Here is a 19450-nt window from a genome sequence, read left to right on the forward strand (position 1 = left end):
GCGGCATGGATCAACCCGCCCGCAGAGAACCAGGCTGACCAGCAGATTCACTCAAAGAATCCGTGATCAACCCGCCTCAAAAATCTTGACACGTTCCGTTGTGGGAGTGGTCAGGATGCCGGCCGGAGGCCCTTGTGTCCCTCGGGCCTCGCCAGGCGTCCAGGGAGTGATGCCGGCAAGATTCTCTTGGCGGGATGCTGGCGGTGCTTGGTTTGTGCCTGCCGGGCAACGACACTCGCTCGCAGTAAGGTTCCCGTGTGGCGCGCCGAAGAGGGCTCGCGGTCGTTACCGACATCTATCCGTACGATCGTGGCGCGGGCTTGGCATTCACCGTCAGGCGGACCTAGGGGAAGCGGAACCATGGGCAACGTTGTACTGGACATTCCGGCGGACCTCGCTGCGCGGATCTCGAGCGGTGAACTGATCAGGACCGGCGGTGTGGTCCGTAACGCGGTTACAGGGTCGATTGTGTCCCACCTGAAGGATGCTGACCTGTCGGTGAAGCAGGTGTGGGCTGCTGCCAAGTCGGTCGGTTCCCGCACGAGCACCGGCAAGGTAGTCGTTGGCGCGGTGGGGGCGGCGGCGGTGACGGTCGCTGGTGTCGCGCTATACAAATGGGCGACGAAGGATAAGGCGCAGCCGACGGTGCAGGAGACATCCGTGGTGGAGGATAACCCGGTGTCGGTACAGCGGTTCACTGCCACGTTGAACGGCTACTTGGATGCGGCGCGTGACGGCCGTCTGGGGGCGTCAAACGTCGAGCTTCTGCTCGCTGACCTGGATGCGGTCAAAGCGGAGTCCGACAGCGGAATGATCACCGTCGCGTTCGCTGCGAATCGGTGGGAGGAACTCGTAGGGCTGCTTGCTGCGTACACGCGGCAGCTTGCCGAGGCTAACGGGGTCGATCCTGGTGGACTTGCAGAGTTGCGGCGGCGTCCTGGCGGTGACGTCGTCCTTGAGCTGCGTGCGCTGCTTGAGGTGCAGCAGCGGATCTTCAAGGACGCTGCCTGACGCAACAGGGACGTACCAGTCCGACATCGTCGTCGCCGGACACGGCGACACGAGACCGCCTTGGTTGGTCTTCCGGCGCTTCATCAATAACCTCTTCGCCAGCGGCGACGTCGTCGAGGATCCGGACTTACCGAGAGCTCACCAGTCGGCGTACTCGGAGAGCGGAGACTGCAACCGGGACTGTCTCCATGATGGTCATCGCCCAGAGTGCCGAAATCGCGGAGAAAGTCGTCCATCGCTGACGGCCGGACGAGCGCTCTACTTGCGGCCATGAGAGAACGTCGGGCAATGCCGCGGATCACCACAGTCCTCATCTACATCCGACCCTCACTGAGCCAGTGAAAAGTCATGGAACGTCCGCCAGAGTCCACTTCCTGCAACCGAAGCCATGCATCAGGCTTGACGCTCTCAAGACTTAGCTGATGATCTTGTTACTCTTAAGTTGATCTATGCTCTGACGGTGTCCATGCCGCGCCGCGTTCTGTTCCCCACCATGCTCGCTCTCACCACTGCGCTCCTTGTCGGCTGCACCGCCACACCCCAGGCCGCCCCCGAGGTGATCGATCTGGCGAGCACGCTCTCCTTCGACTTCCTCCTCGAGCAGGACGACGGCATGGACCAGATCCTCAAAATCACCAACAGCGGACAACAGGCCGTCGCCCCGGTTCTGCGATTCACCGCCCTGGACAAAGCCGGTGAGCCGATCCCGGGCGTCGTCGCCTACAGCGTCTTCGGCACCGAACGCGGCCGCCTCGTGGTCCCGGCCGGCGACACCTACGAGCTGATGCGCTTCTCCGGCAAGCGCGAAGCCGAGGTCGCCGACGTCGCCGTGCGCATCGAGAAGGCTCCGCAGGCGGACTTCCCCGCCGTGCGGGCCGGCGTCGCCGCGACTCCGCTCGACGAGGCCGGCAAGAAGGCGGACCTGGACGCGGAGACCGCCCGGGTGCGGCTCACCAACGACAACGAGGCACCGGTCACCGTCCGCGTCCTCTACGCCGTATGGGAAATGCCCGAGAACCGACCCGAGGGGGTACAGGAACGGCAGCAGGTGTGGTCGGCATTCCCGATCGGTGACCTGATCACGGTGCCGGCGAAGGGCGACACCGCGGTGCCGATGACGGAAGGCTGGAACAAGTCGGAATACGCCAAGGCCCCGACCTCGCTCCTCGTGTTCTACTCCCGCTGACGCCGCATCTCGACATCCGGATGCATCAGCGCAGTAAATGATCATCACTTGCCAGAGGCACTCACATCGGCATGACAGTAAGAGTGGCGCTTTGGCGTTGTCGGATCGTTCGCTTGCGTGACCTCGGGGGTACTGACCCTTGGGAGCACGGCGCCGGCCCGACCACGTCGCTGGGCTCGACAGGAGTGACGGCGGCGTGGGGGAGCAACGTGCCCCTCGTCGGCTGCAATGTTTTCCCAGTTCAGAGGCCATCCACAGCAAGGGTGGGGAGCACCGCCACGATGAAATCGGGCTGTTCGGGATGGGTGGTGCGGCGCTGCTCCCAAAACCGGCGATCGGACGGGGAGCAGGCGGGGTTGAAACCAGCAGCGCCGAACAGCGCCGAACAGCGTTCAGCGGCGTCGGACGACGGCGACTGAGCAGGGCAGATCTACGTTTGCGCTGGTCAGTGGCTTGATCGGGCTACGTTCACACCGGAGAGGTCACTGGTTCGATCCCAGTATCGCCCACAAGTACGTTGAGCTGCGAAAAGGTCCACCGCGATGATCCAATGCGGTGGACCTTTCGTCATGGTTCTGGGAGCACGTCGGGTTGACCGCTCCTGAGTTTGATTTGTTCGCTCCCCGACTGACCACCACTACGTCGCAAATGCGGTCACCGCTCGGGTTCGAATTCGGCGGTACCCTCCCAGCGCTTTTGCAAGCCATCGAAGAGGCGCTGTTCGCCGATGGGGGGTGACGTGGATGTAGAGCCCCGGTAGCCGATGGCCCAGCCGCTTCGCCTGAGCGGCCTCCGGCACGCTGTCCTCGATCATCCAGGTCTTGTGGGCGTACCACAGATCTGGAAGGCCGGCTTCCACCGAAGGAAATCTTCGATCAGTGCCGCGAAAGCAGGGCCAATGTGGAGTACGGCTCTCGGGGCCGTGGTTTGTGGCCGTCGTGTGACCGGTCGTGGCGTAGAACATCCCCCATGGCATCGGATTCGACGAAGCTACGTACGGCGCTGGTCCTCTCCACGCTCGCTCTGACGGTTGCCGGGGCGCTGGAGGGCTGCGCGAAGAAGGACGACACCGGCGGTGTGGTCTCCATCGACCCGAACTCCGCGGTCAGTGACGCGAAGCCGGGCGGCGGCGACTCGAAGGGCGGCGACGTGGCGGCGTTCGGGAAGTGCATGCGCGACGCCGGCTTCTCGTGGTGGCCCGACCCGGACGGCTCCGGCCGCATCAACGCCTCGCCGCCCGCGGGCACCCAGGTCGACGAGGAGAAGCTTTCTACAGCCCAGCAGGACTGCTCGTCGAGGTACATGAACCCGGCACAGGCGCCGGCCATGTCCGCGGAGGACATCGAGACGCTCAAGGGTTATTCCCAGTGCATGCGGGAAAACGGTCTCCCGGAGTTCCCGGACCCGGACGCCAACGGCGATATCGACCTCAGTGGCGCGCACATCCAGGACAACACGCCGGAATGGAAGAAGGCGTCGGACGCCTGCGCGAAGTTCATGCTGCAGCCGAAGGAGCGCCAGGACGGAAGCACTCCCTGATGGGTGCGAAGCGGGTAGCCGGCGTGGTCGCGGTGGGTGCGGTGGCCGCGGCGATCACGGTGTTCAGCCTTCCCCGGGACGGCGACGATTCCGGTTCGTCCGGCGCCACCGCGCCGACGACCGCCACGGCCACCGAGGAGACCCTCGTCGACCGGCAGAGTGTCGACGGGACACTGGCGTACGGCGATCCCACATCGATCACGACGCGGGGCAGTGGAACGGTGACGCAGTTGCCCGCCGAGGGCACCACGATCGGCCGGGGAAAGGCGCTCTACCGCTTGGACGACAGACCGGTCACGCTGCTGTACGGGCGGTTGCCCGCGTACCGGGAACTGAAGGCCGGTGTCAAGGGTTCCGACGTGAAGCAGTTCGAGTCGAACCTGTGGGCGCTGGGCTACCGCGGATTCACCGTGGACAGCACGTACAGCTCCGCGACGGCCGACGTGGTCGAGGACTGGCAGGACGATCTCGGGGTGACCGAGACCGGTGTGGTGACGACGTCCCAGATCATGTACGCGCCGGGCGAGGCGCGGGTCAACTCGCTGACGGTACAGGTCGGTGCTCTGGTGGGCTCCGGCAGCGAGGTGCTGAAGGTGACCGGCACGACGGCTCTGGCCACGGTCCCGCTGGGCTCCGGCACGGCCCGGCTGGCCGAGAACGGCGCGGCGGTGCAGGTCCGGCTACCGGACGGCGAGACGGTGCCCGGAAAGATCGCCAAGATCGCCACCGTGGTGACCGAGAATGACAACGGTGGGGCCAACGCAACCACCTACAACGTGACCATCCGGTTCGACGCGAAGGCAAAGGTGCGGAGTCAGGGCGCGGCCGTGGTCAGCGTCGCGTTCACCGTCGGGCAACGGCCGAACGTCCTGACCGTCCCGGTCACAGCGCTGGTCGTGCTCGCCGAGGGCGGATTCGGGCTGCAGGTCTACGAGAACGGCACGACCACGCCGATGGCGGTGGAGACCGGGCTGTTCGCGGACGGCAAGGTGGAGGTCAAAGGCACCGGGCTCCAGGCCGGCATGCAGGTCGTGGTGCCGTCGTGACCGCCCCGGAGATCGACGCGGTGCCCGCCGGTGAGGTGACCGCCGACTACCCGGTCATCGAGCTGACCGGAGTGACCAAGGCCTATCAAGGCGGAGTGCACGCTCTGCGGTCGGTGGACCTGACGGTCGAGTACGGCGAGATGCTGGCGATCGTCGGGCCCTCCGGCTCGGGCAAGTCCACGATGCTGAACTTGATCGGCACCCTGGACCGGCCCACCGAGGGCACCGTGCGCATCGACGGATACGACGTCGCCGCGCTGTCGGACCGCCAGCTGTCGGCGCTGCGGTCCCGGCGGATCGGCTTCGTCTTCCAGCAGTTCCACCTGGCGCCGGGCCGCGACGCGCTCGGCAACGTGGCCGACGGCCTGCTCTACACCGGGCTGAGCCGCCGCGAACGCGAGCAGCGGGCCGAGGCGGCGCTGGACCGGGTCGGTCTCCGGGACCGGGTGACGCACCGCCCGCACCAGCTCTCCGGCGGTCAGAAGCAGCGGGTCGCGATCGCCCGGGCGGTCGCCGGGCAGCCGCCGCTGCTGCTGGCCGACGAGCCCACCGGCAACCTCGACTCGGCCTCCGGCGTCGGCGTGATGGAGGTGCTGCACGACCTGCACACGGCCGGAACGACGGTGCTGGTTATCACCCATGACCGGGAGATCGCCGACAGTCTCCCCCGCCAGGTGCCGATGCTCGACGGGCAGGTGGTCTGAGATGCCGGCCGTGACTGTCACCTCCCCCGGCCGGTACCCGTCCCCGACCAGCCTGAAGCCGGCCCGGCTGCGGGTCTCGGACCTGGCCCGGCTCGGTGGGTACGGGCTCCGCTCGCGGCCGTTGCGCGCCGTGCTGTCGGCGCTGGGCATCGCGATCGGGATCGCGTCGATGGTCGCGGTGGTCGGAATCTCCGCGTCCAGCCACGCCGACCTCGACCGGCAGCTCCGTACGCTCGGCACGAACCTGCTCACGGTGAAGCCGGGCAAGACGTTCGGCGGCAAAGACGCCCAGCTGCCGGCCCCATCGCTCGCCATGATCAAACAGATCAGCCCGGTGCTGTCGGCCACCGCGATCGGCGTGATCTCAGACGTGCACGTCTACCGCAACGAGCGGATCCCGTCCGTGGAGACCGCCGGCATGAGCGTGTCCGCGGCCCGGCTCGACCTACTCAGCACGGTGAGCGCCGAGCTGGACCGCGGCACCTGGCTCAACGCCGCGACCGAGCGCTATCCCACGGTGGTGCTGGGCGCCCGGACCGCCAAACAGCTGGGCTACCCGCCCACGGTCTACATCGGCGGCCGGTCGTGGGTGGTGTCCGGCGTGCTCAAGAAGGCGCCGCTGGCACAGGAGCTCGACCTGTCCGCGTTGATCGGCTGGCCGGCGGCCACCACCTACCTCGGCTTCGACGGCCATCCCACCGTGGTCTACACCCGGGCTGCGGAGTCACAGGTCGAGGCGGTGCAGGCCGTGCTCGCGGCCACCGCCAATCCGGAGAAGCCGAACGAGGCCACCGTGTCCCGGCCCTCGGATCTGCTGACCCTGCAGCGCGCGGCGAACAAGACGTTCACCGCGCTGCTGGTCGGGCTCGGTGCGGTGGCGCTGCTGGTGGGCGGCATCGGGGTCGCGAACACCATGGTGATCTCGGTGCTGGAACGCCGTTCGGAGATCGGCCTGCGCCGGTCGCTCGGCGCCACGAAGGGTCAGATCCGCACCCAGTTCGTCAGCGAAGCGCTGCTGCTGTCCATGCTCGGTGGCGCCGTCGGCTCGCTGCTGGGATACCTGGTGACCGGAACGTACGCCATGATTCAGCAGTGGCCGGCGGTCGTACCCTGGTGGGCCCTGCTGGGTGGTGTCGGCGCGACCGTGGGGATCGGCGCGATCGCCGGCCTCTACCCGGCGATCCGCGCCGCGCGGCTCGCTCCCACCGAAGCCCTCGCCTCCAGCTGACCTCGATGCCGCCGGCGCCGGTCCGGGATCGTCTCCTCGGCCACCCCGGACCGCGCGGTCAGAAGGGAGCCTGCAGCGCCGGCTGGTCGGCCGGGAAGAGGACCCGGACCACCAGCCCGCCGCCGTCCCGGGCCGCCACGGTGACCTCTGCCGAGTGCGCCGTGACGATCGTCTTGACGATGGACAGCCCGAGGCCGTGGTGGCCGTCGTCTTCGGTGTGGCTCAGGCGCTGGAACGGCTGGAGCAGCTGGCCCACCATGTCCGGCGGAACCGGTGCACCGGTGTTGGCCACCGACAGGAAGCCCTGGCCGTTCTCCGTACCGGTGGCGACCCGCACCCATCCGTCCGGAACGTTGTAACTCACCGCGTTCTCGACCAGGTTCGCGACCAACCGCCTGATCAGCATGGGATCGCCGGCGACCGGCGCCGGCTCGATCGCCGGCACCATGTCCAGCCCACGGGTCTCGACGGACCGCATCACCGTGCGGGCCACCTCGGACAGGTCGACGCGTTCGGTCCGGCCCAGGCCGCGTTCGCTGGTGGCCAGCACCAGCAGCGAGTCGAGCAGCCGGAACTGCTGCCCGCTGACGATCATCAATTCCCCGAAGTGCGCCCGATACGAGTCGACCGTCGGGTCCGGGTCGGAGACCGCCTCCTGCAACAGGGCGTACTCCAGCGTCAGCGGCGTGCGCAGTTCGTGCGCGGCGTTGGCGACGAACCGTTTGTGCGACTCGAGGGCCGCCTCCAACCGGCTCAGCAGCCCGTTCACCGTGCCGGCGAGGCTCTGCAGCTCGTCCCGCGGCCCGTCGAGCGCCAGCCGCTCGTGCACGTTGCTCGCGGAGATGTGCTGGATGCTGTTCGTCATCGTCTTCAGCGGCCGCAGCACCCGCCCGGCCACCAGCCAGCCGAGCACCGTCGAGACCACCGCCATGATGGCCAGCGCCAGGCCGGACTGCAGGAGCAGCTGACGCTTGATCTCGGCCTGCTGCTCGGCCGCACGCTTCTCCAGCGACGCCAGCAGGCGTCGCTCACCGGCGGACGGGGCGGCGCCCACCTCGACAGGCACCGGCTCGCCGGCCGGCTGATCGCCGCCCACCACACCGATCATCACGCTGGTGTCGGAGGACAACGGCTTGGACATCGCGGCGATCGGTGGGCTGTTCGTGACCAGAACATAGAAGATGGCCAGCAGGGCCGCACCGGCGATCAGGAACAACACGCTGTACAGCAGGGTGAGCCGCAGCCGAACCGTCAGTCCCATGAAGGTCTGCCTTCCTCGATCAGATCCGATAGCCGGCCCGTGGGACGGTCTCGATCACGGACGGCTCACCGAGTTTCGACCGCAGCCGGTTCATGGTCGCCTTCACCGTGGTGGTGAACGGGTCGATGGCCTCGTCCCATACCCGTTCCAGCAGCTCCTCTGCGGAAACCACCCGGCCGCCGGAGGTGAGCAGGTATTCCAGGACGGCCAGTTCCTTGGGGTTGAGCGGCAACCGGACCCCGCCGCGGGTGGCGACGCGCCGTGCCGGGTCGAGCGTCAGGTCGCCGTGTTCCAGGACCGGCGGCACGGCGACCTGGGTCCGCCGGCCGAGCGCCCGAATCCGCGCCACCAGCTCCGGATACTCGAACGGTTTCGTCAGATAGTCGTCGGCGCCGATGGTGAGGCCCTCGACCCGGTCGTCCAGGCCGGCCGACGCGGTCAGCATCAGGACCTTGGTGCGCACCTGCGCCCGCATCAGCCGGCGGCACACGTCGTCGCCGTGCAGCCCCGGCAGATCGCGGTCGAGCACCACCACGTCGTATTCGACCGCGGCGGCCCGGTCGAGCGCAGTCGCGCCGTTGTGCTCGACGTCGACCGACATGCCCTCGCGCCGCAGCATCCGAGCCACCGAGCCGGCGAGCCTCACCTGATCCTCGACCACCAGGACCTTCATCCGCGCCCTGCCCCCGATTCGACCGGTGCCGCCACCATACGGACCGGACCCACCAGCGTACGGAAAGGACGGTCACACGGTCGTCACAGCGCGCGACGCGAGCCGTATGGACCCGGTTGCCATGATCGGCCGCAGCCAGGACCGCCTGCAGCAGTACGCAGGCGAACTGGCCGGAGACCAGCCGGTGCGCGCCTACGCCGCGGACATCGCCGACCGCGACGCGCTGCGCACCGCGATCACCACCGCCATCAAGGAACTGGGCCGACCCGAGGTGCTGGCCTACAACGCGGCACTGATCCGCCCGGACACCCCCACCGACGGTGACGACGAGGGCTGGATCAACTCCTTTGCCGTCAACGTCCTCGGCGCCAAGATAGCCGCCGAGACGGTGCTGCCGGAGCTGCGTGGAAGGGGAAGCCTGCTGTTCACCGGAGGCGGACTCGCCGACACCCCGTCCCGGCAGTACGCCTCCCTGTCCGTCGGCAAAGCCAGTCTGCGCTCCTATGTCCAGGCCCTCGCCGCGGAGCTGGCCGACACCGGTGTTCGCGCGACGGTCGTCACCATCAACGGCGGAATCGACGCTGGTGAGGAACGATTCGCGTCGTCCGCTCTCGCGAACGACTACCTTGAGCTGCATCGGCAGGACGCCAAGGAGTGGCAGCCCGAACTGCGCCGCGACTGAGCGATCACACCGCGGGCGAACAGGGCTCGACCGACATGATGGCGGCGAGGGGAGCGGTCTGCTCCTCGTCGGCCATCATGTTTGCCCCGCTCAGACGCCGCCCTAAACGATGGCGTGGAGCACCGTCACGATGAAATCGGGTCGTTCGGGGTGGGTGGTGCGGGGCTACTCCCAAAACCGGTGATCGGACGGGGCGCAGCCGGGGTTGAAATCAGCGACTCGGTGGATCCCTGCGCATCGAATCCGCACCCCACCGCGGCACCACGATCACCATCCATATTCCCGCCACCGCCGAAACCCCAAGCCGCCTCCCACGCCCACCCACCGGTCAGTAAACGGCGGAACCGAATCCATCCAACTGCTGCTCAGCGACGTCGTCATGCCTGGCATGCCCGGCCCCGAACTCGCAGACCGGATCACCACCGACCATCCCTCGGTCAACGTCCTGTTCGCGTCGGGACACGCCGACGGACTCATCAACGACCGCGGTCTTACACCGGCAGGTGCCACGTTGCTGACCAAGTCGTTCACGACGAGCAGACTCCTTGCCGCGGTCCGAGCGCTCGAGGCCCATCGACCGGCCTGACCGCGAGTCCCCCTTCAACAGCAGGCCCTCTGCTTCGGAGGTCAGGCGGCAGTGAGTTTGTGATCGTCATCATCGTCTGGAGCATCAGGCACCGTGTGGCTTCGGTCAGCCGGGAGCACGCGCCGGTTTGGACGCGGTCGGACAGCTGGTGGGAGATGTGCCCCAAGTCTGCAGTCGCCCGGACACGACGGCAGCGGTGCGCCATCCGAGCGCATATCCGGCGCCTGCAGCGCGGGATACCCGCATGGCGAGAGCGGCGTAGGACTTTCGGCCCTTCACCGATGGCATTTCGGTGCGAAAGCTGTAAAAGCCACTATCTGGGCAAGCGCCGTTGCCTGACGGGTACCGCATCGGTTCGCGTACAACCTCACTTCCTCCAACAGACCGAGAGGGGCCACAAAATGATCAATTCACTGTCCCGGACCGCGAATGAGTGGCGTACGACCAGGGCCGTCCGAACGGCACCCCAGGACGTCGTTCCGGCGAACATCGTCGAGACCGGCGCTCGTCACATCCTCGACTGCGTACAGGCGAACATCTTCGTGGCAGACCTCGCCTTGAACATCGTCTACGCGAACCCCAGGGCGATGCAGACGTTGCGCCTGATCGGACCCGAGATCGAACGGGTTTTCGGGGTTCGCGTCTCCGACGTCCTCAACGGCAGCATCCATCGCTTCCACAAGGACCCCGCCCGGATCGACCGTATCCTCAGAGACCCCGCCTTCCAGCCTCGCGACGCCGCTTTCACGTTCGGTTCCATCACTCTCGACACCCACATCAACCAGGCCAAGGACGAGCGCGGCGCGGTCATCGGCTATGTGGTGGCCTGGGAGGACGTCAGCGCTCGGACCGCCGCTGAAAATCGTTCTCGGGTGGTGACGAACCGGCTCGGTGACACCCTGGCCATGACCGGAGAGGCCAGCGGATCTCTGCATTCGGTGGCGAGCGCCATGGAACAGCTGTCCGCAACGGCCGCCGAGATCGCCCGCAGCGAAAGCCAGGCATCCGAGGTGGTGGTCGACGCCGTGGCTGCGATCGAGTCCGCGACGAGCACGATGGACCGGCTGACCGAGGCATCGGGCCGGATCGACGAAGTGGTCAGCACCATCTCCCAGATCGCCCGGCAGACAAACCTTCTCGCTTTGAACGCCACGATCGAAGCCGCCCGCGCGGGCGCAGCCGGTAAGGGATTCGCCGTCGTCGCCGGCGAAGTGAAGGATCTGTCCAGCGCTACCCAGGCGGCAACACAACGCATCGGCGAGCTCATCACCAGCGTGCAGACGTTGAGCAACCTCGCCGGCGGCGAGATCTCGAAGATCGCTGGAATCGTGGACGCCGTCCGGGCCAACCAGAGCTCGGTTGCGGCCGCCGTGGAGGAACAGACGGCCACCAACCACGAGATCACCCGGAGCCTGACCGCGGCTGCCGGCAAGGTGCACGCCGTCACCGATGACCTCACGACATTCCTGAATACCGCCGCCGAGCAGAAATGATCCGAGAACCAATCACGGCGAGCGGGCGTTCGCACACTGGCAAACGACGAATCGGCACCGAGCAAGTCAGGCCGATCAGGTGTCTCGTGAGGCGATCGCCGGGTTCGTCGAGCGGAACCCGTCGGTGGTCCTCGCGGGACGTCGCCCGTCACGGCGGCCGCGTGCAGTACCGGGCGGTGACCGTTGACGACGCGGCCGCTGCGGACCGGCGACGGCCGAAGGTGTACGTGGTCGACCGCTCGCCACGGCTGCGGATGGTGGTCAAGGAGCAGTTGGAGGCCGGCTGGTCGTCGGCCTCGATCGCAGGCCGGTTGCCGCACGAATACCGCGACGGCGGTGGTGGGCTGGATCCGACTGTTCCAGGCCGATGCGGGACGCGGCCGACGTGACCGGAACCGCCAGGAACAGGACGAGGCTGATCCAGACATCCGCGTTGCTGCTGATCACATCGCCCAGCCCGTACCAGTGGAGACCGCTCCAGAGCACGGCGTAGCCGGCGGCCAGCGCGCCGAGCCTCCACCATCGTTGCCGGCCTGTCACGGCCATCGCCCGGCCGAGCAGCACGGCGGCGGCCGGGAGCAGCCAGACCAGGTGGTGCACCCAGGTGACCGGGCTGATCAGGCAGGCGAGGACTCCGGTCATCGCCATACCGGTCCGGACGGTCTGTGATCTGACCCGCACCCACCAGTACGCAACGACCACGGCGACCGCGATCAGCCACCAGATCGCCGAGCCGTCGAGCCGGGCGACGACACCGCTCAGCGACTGGTTGCCCGTGCTGGCCAGGTCACCAACCCGCTCGGTCTGCCAGAGCGCCGAGGTCCAGTATTCGAGCGAGGGACCGGGAAGCAGAATCGCGGCCACCGCAGCGGCACCGACAGCCGTGGCGGTAGCGGTGACGGCGGCCCGGAACCGGCGGGAGATCAGCAGATAACCGATGAAGACCACCGGAGTTACTTTGATCGCCACGGCCAGGCCTATGCCGATCCCCGCCCAGCGAGAGCCTTTCTCGAGCGCTCGCAGGTCCGCGCAGACGAGGACGACCAGCACGAGGTTGATCTGCCCGAGGCTGAGGGTGGCGAGACCGGGCTCGGCGAAGGCAACCGCACAGGCCCCGACGGCGGTCGACAACCACACAGGCCACCGCCGCAGGGCCGGCGCCACGAACCAGCGGGCGAGCAGAACCAAGGCGGCGATGTTCACCGTGACGCTGACGCCGATGGCGACCGGCCACGACATGACCGACAGGGGACTGAGCAGGATCGCGGCGAACGGAGGATAGGTGAAGCCGAGTGGCGGGCCGTCGTAGCGGTAGTCGTAGATGTCGCCGCCGTCCAACAGCCAGAAGCGCACCGCGCCGCGATAGACCCCGAGGTCGATGAAGATGAAGTCCGGTACCAGCTTCGCGAAACTCCACGCGAGGGCCAGTCCGACGATGATCGCCGTTGCGACGGCGACACCGCGAAGAACCCGCGAGGCCGTGCGACCGTCCTGCGATCGCCGGGCCATCCGGGGACGCGCCGATTGCCGTACGGAATCGAGTGGCCGACGGACAACGGCGTGAAGCAGTCGAAACACAGGATCACCGCACCTAGGTAGAGGACCCGAAGGCATTGCCAACCGTCTATATGGGCGCCCACGGTAACAGGATCGCGACCGCCTGACCGGCCGCTGTGGACAGTTGGCCATGATGACGCGGAGCGGGTGTGCTGGTGAGCGACTCCTCGCGATCCTGTCCAACCGATCGCGTGTCCGGTGTGCTCACCAGTGGATGTCTGACGCCCCGGGTGCCCATGATCGCTGCGGTCGGCTCGAAGGGCCGGGCGGCTCAGCCCTCACGTCGCAGTCGCGGCTGGGCGCCGACGCTGAGCATCTCCACACCGGAGAGCATCACCGAGAAGTCCCGCCGGGCACAGACGTTCCCGTACGGGTGCGAGCCGTTCTCGTCGTTCAGCGATGGACGTTGCGCAATGCGCGGAAGAGCTGCCCCAGGCGCTGACGATGGTGCAGGGCTATCTCGGCGGGGGCTTCGCCGGCGATGAGGCGGCGTGCGTTATCGGTCAGCACGGTGGTGTAGCCGGATACGAAGAAGGCGGCGAGCAGGGTGCTGTCGCCGTCGAAGCCCGGATCGCGTTCGAGCTCGTCGGCCAGCAGGTGCTGCAGGTCAGCGGCCAGTTCTCGGGCTCGCGCGATGAGGGGCGTGGAGCCGGCCACGGTGCGGAAGAACGGGGTGGATTCGGCGGCGATGCCCGACAGTCCGTGGTGGTCCCCGGCCAGCCGCAGCGTCAAGGCCTCCAGCGAGTCCAGCACATCGGTTCCCGCGGGACGGTCGCGGACCGCCGAGCGCAGCATCTGCGTGGCGTCCTCGGCCCGGTCGAGCAGGAGGTCTTCCTTGCGCGGGAAGTGCTTGAACACCGTGACGGTGGAGACTCCTGCCGCGCGTGCGACGTCGGCCACGGTGACGGCGTCGAACCCCTGGTCGAGGAACAGCCGGGTGGCGATCTGCGAAATTCGCGCACGTGTCTGCGGTCCCCCGCGGGCATCGGTGCGTGGCATGTGACCCCTTCCGTAGCTGCCGCCAGCATAGTGGTTGTGTAACTAAACTTAGTGAGTTAACTTAGTGGCATGTTCACTGCTGAGGCACGGCCCCCTGATGTGGCTCGACCCGAATCGCTGGGTGACAGATGGATCGCCCTCACCGGGCTGTCCGCGGTGTTCCTGTTCGAGATGCTCGACAACTCCATCCTCAACGTCGCGCTGCCCACGATCGGCCGTGAGCTGCAGGCGACGACGACAGCGCTGCAGTGGGTGACAGGTGCGTACTCGGTCGTCTTCGGCGGGCTGATGCTGCTGTTCGGGGCGATTGCCGACCGGTTCGGGCGGCGCCGGGTGATGCTGACCGGATTGGTCCTGCTGGGCGCCGCGAGCCTCGCGACCATGTTCGTGTCGACCGCCGGGCAGCTCATCGCGGTACGGGCGTGCATGGGAGCCGCCGCGGCGATGACCACCCCGGGCTCCATGGCGCTGGCCTTCCGGCTGTTCCGGGCCGACGACCTGCGGGTGCGGGCCATCACGGTCATCTCGACCGCCGGGCTGGTGGGTCTCGCGATCGGTCCGACGGCAGGCGGGCTCGTGCTCGCCGTCGCCCCATGGCAGGTCCTGCTTCTCATCAATGTGCCGATCGCCGCACTCGCGTTCGCCGGCATCCGCCTCGGCGTCGCCGCAGACGACCCGAGCAGCCTGCACGCCGGCCCACTCGACATCCCGGGCGCGGTACTGGGCACGGCAACGATCACCCTGGCCCTGGTCACGCCGACACTGTTCGTCGACGAGGGCGGCGCATCGTGGGCGCCCTGGACCGCCGCCGCGGCAGCGATCGTGACGACCGCGGCCTTCGTCCTACGGGAGCGGACGGCACGTCACCCCCTGCTCGACCTGAGGCTGCTGGCGGTGCCGCTGGTATCGAGCGGCCTGGCCTACAAGGCCGCCGCCGGACTTGCCGTCGCCGGCCTCGGCTACCTGGTGACACTGCTGCTGCAGTTCGCCTGGGGCTGGTCCCCCGCGATGGCAGCCGTCGGCATGCTGCCGCAGGTCGTCGTGCTGCTCGCCGGGAGCCGGCTCGTGACGCCCTTCGTGCGGCGCGTCGGCCTGGAACGTGCGGCCTGGCTGAGCGCCGCAGCGGTCGTCGCCGGTCTTGCCACCTTCGCCGCACTGAACAGGTTCGGCTACCCCGGGGTGCTGATCGCGCTCGTGCTCGTCGCCGCCGGCATGCGCGTCGTCGGGGTCGTGGCCGGCAACAACGTGCTGCGCGGCCTGCCGGAGAACCGCACCTCGATCGGCGCGGCCCTCGTCGACACCTCCAGCGAACTCGCGACGGGCGCCGGCATCGCCGCCACCGGCACCATCCTGGCCGCCCTGTTCACCGGCAGCCTCACCGCCTCGAGCTGGAGCACCGCACAAGCCGGGCAGTTCCAGCAGGCGGTGACCATCGCGGCTCTCGCCCTCACCGCCGTCGCTGCCGCACTCGTCACCTACGGCGTCATCCGCTCGCACACCACCACTTCCGTCACGGAGACCCACCATGTCTGATGTCCTGCCGCGCCCACCGTTCGACCCCGAACTCGGGGTGTTCCTCACCGCCATGCACGAACGCGGCCCTTTCACCCTGACCACCGACATGCTGCCGCGCATGCGCATGCTGGACATGACCGAACAGGCCCTCGACGAGCGGCTGACGGCCCGCGGTTGGCGACGCCGCACCCTGACCGTCCCCGGCTACCAGGGTGCCCCCATCAACCTGGCGGTCATCAGCCGTATCGGGCACACCGGTCCGGCAACGTGCTTCTACACCATGCACGGCGGCGGCATGATGTTCGGCCACTACCTCGGCAACCTGGACTCCTACGACGACTGGCTGCTCACCCACGACGATGTCGTCCTGGTCAGCGTCGACTACCGACTCGCCCCGGAGTACCCCGACCCCTATCCGGTCGAGGACTGCTACGCGGGCCTGCTGTGGACCGCCACCCACAGCGACGAACTGGGCATCGACCCCTCGCGTATCGTGCTGGCCGGGCAGAGCGCCGGCGGCGGACTCGCCGCGGGCACCGCGCTACTGGCCCGTGATCGGCAAGGACCTCCCCTGCTCGGCCAGATCCTGATCTCCCCGATGCTCGACGACAGCGACTCGACCGTCTCGACCCGCCAGATCGACGGCGTCGGCATCGCCGACCGCGCCATGACCCGCTTCGCCTGGACCGCCTACCTCGGCGACCGGCGGGGCGGCGAGGACGTGTCGATCTACGCCGCCCCCGCCCGGGCCACCGACCTGACCGGCATGCCACCGACCTACATCGACTGCGCCAGCGCCGAAGTGTTCCGCGACGAGACCGTGGCCTACGCCGGCGGACTCTGGCACGCCGGAATCGACACCGAACTACACGTCTGGCCCGGCGGATTCCACGGCTTCACCAGCATGATGCCGCAAGCAGCACTGTCCCGGGCCGCCACCGCCGCGCTGGCCACCTGGACCGCCCGGCTGCTCGCCGGACGACCTGCCGACGACGCGGATGCGGTTCGTCGTTCTTGATCGCCCCGTTCACCGGCACGGCCGGCCGGGAGGACCGGGACCTCTTCGTCTTCACCACGACCGGGCCGCTCGCCGCGGACGTGGCCCTGGCACACTGCATCGACGTCTGCGGCGAGGTCTTCCGGGCACTCGCCTGAACTCTCCTCAGAACGCGGCCATGACCTCGGCCGACGGCAGCGGGATCGAGAACATCGGGAAGTCGTGGGCGATCGCGTTGTCGTGCGCCTCGGCCGAGGTGGCCGCCATGCAGTCGGTGACCGTGATGACGCGATACCCGTTCTCGTACGCGCTGCGCATCGTCGACTCGACGCAGCAGTTGGTCAGGAACCCGCTGATGATCACGGTCTCGATGCCCTTGCTGCGCAGGATGAAGTCGAGGTTGGTGCTGGCGAACGTGTCCAGGCCGCGTTTGCCCTCGATCACGATGTCGCCGTCGGCCGGGGCGAGCCGGTCGACGATCGCCGCACCCCAGCCGCCCTTGACGAACGCGTTGCCGTCGACGACCCCTTTCAGGATCCCGTACGGGTGCCGGGTCAGTTCGCCGTAACCCGGTGCGAAGGTGATCGGCGCGTGCATGATGCTCACCCCGGCCGTCCGGGCCGCCGCCACCAGCTCGACGGTCCGGTCCAGCATCCCGGTCGCCGCCATCACCGGGGCCACCGCCTCGTGCAGCACCCCGCCGTCGGTGGTGAACTCGTTCTGGTACTCGATCAGCACGACCGCCGTGGTCGCGGGGTCGATCCGCAGTGTCTCCGTCATGCGCTGATGGTTTCAGGACCGGACATGGCCGGGGAGGGTCAACGCGGAATGTTCCGGGCGGGCCGCCCCGGCCGGGATCACGGTCAGTCCGCGCAGCATCTCGTTGCGCCGGGCCAGGGCTTCCGCGGTCGGCGGGAACAGGATCGAATCACCCTCGCCGACGAGATCCTGGTTGGCCTCGACGAACGGGCGCGTGCTCCGCTCGTACCCCGCAAAGGCCTCGGCATGATCGCCTGCCGTGGCCAGAGAGACGGCCAGCATGTAGGCACCGACCAGGCCCAGGCTGGTGCCCTGCCCGGTGAGGAACGACGGTGCGTAGGCGGCGTCGCCGACCAGGGCGACCCGGCCGGACGACCAGCGGGGCATCCGGATCTGGCTGACCACGTCGAAGAACAGGTCGTCGGCGGCGCGCATCACCTCGACCATGCGCGGGATCTGCCAGCCGTCCCCGGTGAAGACCGAGGTGACGAGGTCGCGTTGCGCCGCCGGGTCGCGGAACGCGTCGAACGGGGGTTCGGCCCGGTCGAAGGTCAGGAATCCGTGGATCCGGTCGCTGTCGCGCACGGCGTAGAGGGCGGCGCCCCGGCCGGGTTCGCACCAGGTGACGGCCTCGTGCGAGAGCCCCAGGTCGTTGGGCATGGTGAAGCCGGCGAAGCAGTGCCCCAGGTACCGGTGATACCGCTCTTCAGGACCGAAGACCAGACCTCGGGTGTACGAGTGCAGCCCGTCCGCACCGACGACGAGGTCGAAGCTGCGCCGGGCGCCGCCGCGGAACGTCACGTCGACCCGGTCGGGACGGTCGTCGAGGGTGTCGATGCTGTCGCCGAACAGGAACTCGACGTCGTCGCGGACCGCGTCGTAGAGGATCGTGGTCAGATCGCCTCGGGGGATCTCCAGGTCGCTGCCCTCGTCCCCGCGGACCACAGTGTCCGGCCGGACCGCGGCGATCGGGCTGCCGTCCGGGTGCAGGAAGCTGATCTGCCGCGTGTCGATGTGGGCGTCGCGCAGCCGCGGCAGCACGCCCATCCGCCGGACGACCTCGATCGCTGTGCCGCGGATGTCGATCGGGTAGCCGCCGCCGCGGATGGTGTCCGCCTTCTCCACCACGGTGACGTCGAAACCGTACCTGTGCAGCCAGTACGCCAGCGCGGGTCCGGCGATGCTGGCTCCGGAGACCAGTATTCTGCTCATGGGTTTCCTCCTCGATGCTCTGCTCGCTCCCCTTGAGAAAAATATATACCTAACTTAGGTATCGAATTGAGTGTGATGACCGACACTACGGATGACGGCGATTTCGACCTGCTCACCGTCCTGCCCAAGATCTCGCAGCTCAGCACGGTGCTCAACCGCAGCGGCCTGATCGACCGCGCCACCGAGAACGCCGGCCCCAGCCTGGACCGCCCGGCCCTGGGCGTCCTGGTCGCCCTGCAGACCGGCGGCGGACCACTGCGCATCGGGGAGATCGCCAGACGCATGCAGGTCGTCGGCCCGCACATCACCCGCCAGGTCAACGAACTCGAACGCCGCACCCTGGTCCGCCGGGTCCCGGATCCGGACGACCGGCGCGCCCGCCTGGTCGAGCTGACCCCCACCGGTGCGGAGGCGGTCGGCCGCTACCTGCAGACGGTGCTCGGTGTCCTGGGCGCGGCCCTGGCCGACTGGTCCCCCGACGATCGCCGCACCTTCGGGCGGCTGCTGGACCGCTTCGCCACCGACCTGACCACCCGCCTCAGCACCCTCAGCGAATAGTCGTTGCACTTTTTGCACTTCGCGGCATGGTGGAGGTCGGCGCCTCCCGCGCCGAGCCGGGCTCCAGGACGGGATCGTCGGATCAGACCGTACGCCGACGGCTCACGCTGCTCCGCAGGGAAGGCCTGGTCACGGCGACGGAGAAGTCGACCGCGAGCCGGAACACCAGGTATCGCCGGGTGCCGCCGCAGTAGGACAGGTCAGGCGTCGGCGGCGGCGCGGATGCGCTGCCAAGTCACGTAGTCCCAGCCCTCGGCCGCGGCGACGTACTGGTCGGGCAGCACGTCGTCCCAGTTCACCGGCTCCTTCGCCGGGGCGGCCTCGGCGGGGTCCGCGGCGTGGCGGTCGATCTGCGTGCTGGTCATGGTGTCACTCCCGGTTCCGGTGAGGAACCACTGTACGGCGGTGCCAGAGCAGAGCCGGGTGGGCCGCGTTCGCGCTGGC

The 19450-nt window shown here is 68.2% G+C and carries 20 protein-coding genes; 13 read left to right on the plus strand and 7 right to left on the minus strand.

Annotated features, from left to right (window positions below):
• Positions 1-360 precede the first annotated feature (360 nt).
• The 6 genes from WH85_RS47360 to WH85_RS23935 all read left to right on the plus strand — a co-directional run bounded on the left by WH85_RS47360 (position 361) and on the right by WH85_RS23935 (position 6714).
• A complete protein-coding gene (locus WH85_RS47360) occupies positions 361-1011 on the plus strand; it encodes a hypothetical protein (protein ID WP_052720755.1) in 651 nt (216 codons plus the stop codon).
• A gap of 460 nt (positions 1012-1471) precedes the next feature.
• Positions 1472-2197, plus strand: coding sequence for a hypothetical protein (locus tag WH85_RS23910; RefSeq protein ID WP_157411195.1), 726 nt, complete (start codon positions 1472-1474; stop codon positions 2195-2197).
• 969 nt (positions 2198-3166) lie between these two features.
• Complete coding sequence (locus WH85_RS47365; RefSeq protein ID WP_052720756.1) at positions 3167-3736, plus strand: hypothetical protein; 570 nt, start codon at positions 3167-3169, stop codon at positions 3734-3736.
• Positions 3736-4782, plus strand: coding sequence for an efflux RND transporter periplasmic adaptor subunit (locus WH85_RS23925; protein WP_045744221.1), 1047 nt, complete (start codon positions 3736-3738; stop codon positions 4780-4782). Before WH85_RS47365 ends, WH85_RS23925 begins: the two co-directional genes overlap by 1 nt.
• A gap of 35 nt (positions 4783-4817) precedes the next feature.
• On the plus strand, positions 4818-5486 hold the full coding sequence (locus tag WH85_RS23930) for an ABC transporter ATP-binding protein (protein WP_045744292.1): 669 nt from the start codon (positions 4818-4820) through the stop codon (positions 5484-5486).
• Between the two features lies 1 nt (position 5487).
• Positions 5488-6714 (plus strand): ABC transporter permease, encoded by a 1227-nt coding sequence (locus WH85_RS23935; protein WP_045744222.1) that lies wholly within the window; start codon positions 5488-5490, stop codon positions 6712-6714.
• A 58-nt stretch (positions 6715-6772) separates the two neighbouring features.
• Here WH85_RS23935 and WH85_RS23940 read toward each other — a convergent pair whose 3' ends face one another.
• Positions 6773-7975: a sensor histidine kinase gene (locus WH85_RS23940; RefSeq protein WP_063775539.1), complete on the minus strand. Its 1203-nt coding sequence runs from the start codon at positions 7973-7975 to the stop codon at positions 6773-6775.
• A gap of 19 nt (positions 7976-7994) precedes the next feature.
• Complete coding sequence (locus WH85_RS23945) at positions 7995-8648, minus strand: response regulator transcription factor (protein ID WP_045744224.1); 654 nt, start codon at positions 8646-8648, stop codon at positions 7995-7997.
• Positions 8649-8769: 121 nt separating this feature from the next.
• Here WH85_RS23945 and WH85_RS23950 point away from each other — a divergent pair, with 121 nt between their 5' ends.
• From WH85_RS23950 to WH85_RS53790, 3 genes are all read left to right on the plus strand, one after another.
• Complete coding sequence (locus tag WH85_RS23950; protein ID WP_052720757.1) at positions 8770-9330, plus strand: SDR family oxidoreductase; 561 nt, start codon at positions 8770-8772, stop codon at positions 9328-9330.
• Between the two features lie 205 nt (positions 9331-9535).
• On the plus strand, positions 9536-9916 hold the full coding sequence (locus WH85_RS54180) for a response regulator (RefSeq protein ID WP_353050999.1): 381 nt from the start codon (positions 9536-9538) through the stop codon (positions 9914-9916).
• A gap of 401 nt (positions 9917-10317) precedes the next feature.
• The gene (locus tag WH85_RS53790; RefSeq protein WP_052720758.1) at positions 10318-11409 is read left to right on the plus strand and encodes a methyl-accepting chemotaxis protein; all 1092 of its coding nucleotides are present in this window, start codon (positions 10318-10320) and stop codon (positions 11407-11409) included.
• A gap of 261 nt (positions 11410-11670) precedes the next feature.
• Here WH85_RS53790 and WH85_RS23965 read toward each other — a convergent pair whose 3' ends face one another.
• Both WH85_RS23965 and WH85_RS23970 read right to left on the minus strand, forming a co-directional pair.
• Entirely contained in the window at positions 11671-12918 is a 1248-nt protein-coding gene (locus WH85_RS23965) for a glycosyltransferase 87 family protein (protein WP_052720759.1), read from the minus strand.
• Positions 12919-13359: 441 nt separating this feature from the next.
• Entirely contained in the window at positions 13360-13965 is a 606-nt protein-coding gene (locus WH85_RS23970) for a TetR/AcrR family transcriptional regulator (protein ID WP_045744227.1), read from the minus strand.
• A 69-nt stretch (positions 13966-14034) separates the two neighbouring features.
• Here WH85_RS23970 and WH85_RS23975 point away from each other — a divergent pair, with 69 nt between their 5' ends.
• Genes WH85_RS23975 through WH85_RS50685 form a run of 3 tightly spaced genes read left to right on the plus strand, consistent with a single transcriptional unit; the run spans position 14035 to position 16635 of the window.
• A complete protein-coding gene (locus tag WH85_RS23975) occupies positions 14035-15498 on the plus strand; it encodes an MFS transporter (protein WP_045744228.1) in 1464 nt (487 codons plus the stop codon).
• Positions 15491-16498 (plus strand): alpha/beta hydrolase, encoded by a 1008-nt coding sequence (locus tag WH85_RS23980; protein WP_045744229.1) that lies wholly within the window; start codon positions 15491-15493, stop codon positions 16496-16498. The genes WH85_RS23975 and WH85_RS23980 overlap by 8 nt, the downstream gene beginning before the upstream one ends.
• Positions 16495-16635: a hypothetical protein gene (locus tag WH85_RS50685; protein ID WP_157411196.1), complete on the plus strand. Its 141-nt coding sequence runs from the start codon at positions 16495-16497 to the stop codon at positions 16633-16635. Before WH85_RS23980 ends, WH85_RS50685 begins: the two co-directional genes overlap by 4 nt.
• A gap of 7 nt (positions 16636-16642) precedes the next feature.
• Here the strand turns inward: WH85_RS50685 and WH85_RS23985 are convergent, their stop codons facing one another.
• Positions 16643-17257, minus strand: coding sequence for a cysteine hydrolase family protein (locus WH85_RS23985; RefSeq protein WP_045744230.1), 615 nt, complete (start codon positions 17255-17257; stop codon positions 16643-16645).
• A gap of 12 nt (positions 17258-17269) precedes the next feature.
• Entirely contained in the window at positions 17270-18448 is a 1179-nt protein-coding gene (locus WH85_RS23990; RefSeq protein WP_045744231.1) for an FAD-dependent monooxygenase, read from the minus strand.
• A 75-nt stretch (positions 18449-18523) separates the two neighbouring features.
• Here WH85_RS23990 and WH85_RS23995 point away from each other — a divergent pair, with 75 nt between their 5' ends.
• Positions 18524-19006, plus strand: a complete 483-nt coding sequence (locus tag WH85_RS23995; protein ID WP_045744232.1) for a MarR family winged helix-turn-helix transcriptional regulator — start codon at positions 18524-18526, stop codon at positions 19004-19006.
• Between the two features lie 200 nt (positions 19007-19206).
• Here the strand turns inward: WH85_RS23995 and WH85_RS50690 are convergent, their stop codons facing one another.
• Positions 19207-19371: a hypothetical protein gene (locus WH85_RS50690; protein WP_157411197.1), complete on the minus strand. Its 165-nt coding sequence runs from the start codon at positions 19369-19371 to the stop codon at positions 19207-19209.
• Positions 19372-19450: the final 79 nt, after the last annotated feature.

The sequence above is a fragment of the Actinoplanes rectilineatus genome (assembly GCF_000962825.1).
In the GTDB taxonomy this organism is placed as follows: domain Bacteria; phylum Actinomycetota; class Actinomycetes; order Mycobacteriales; family Micromonosporaceae; genus Actinoplanes; species Actinoplanes rectilineatus.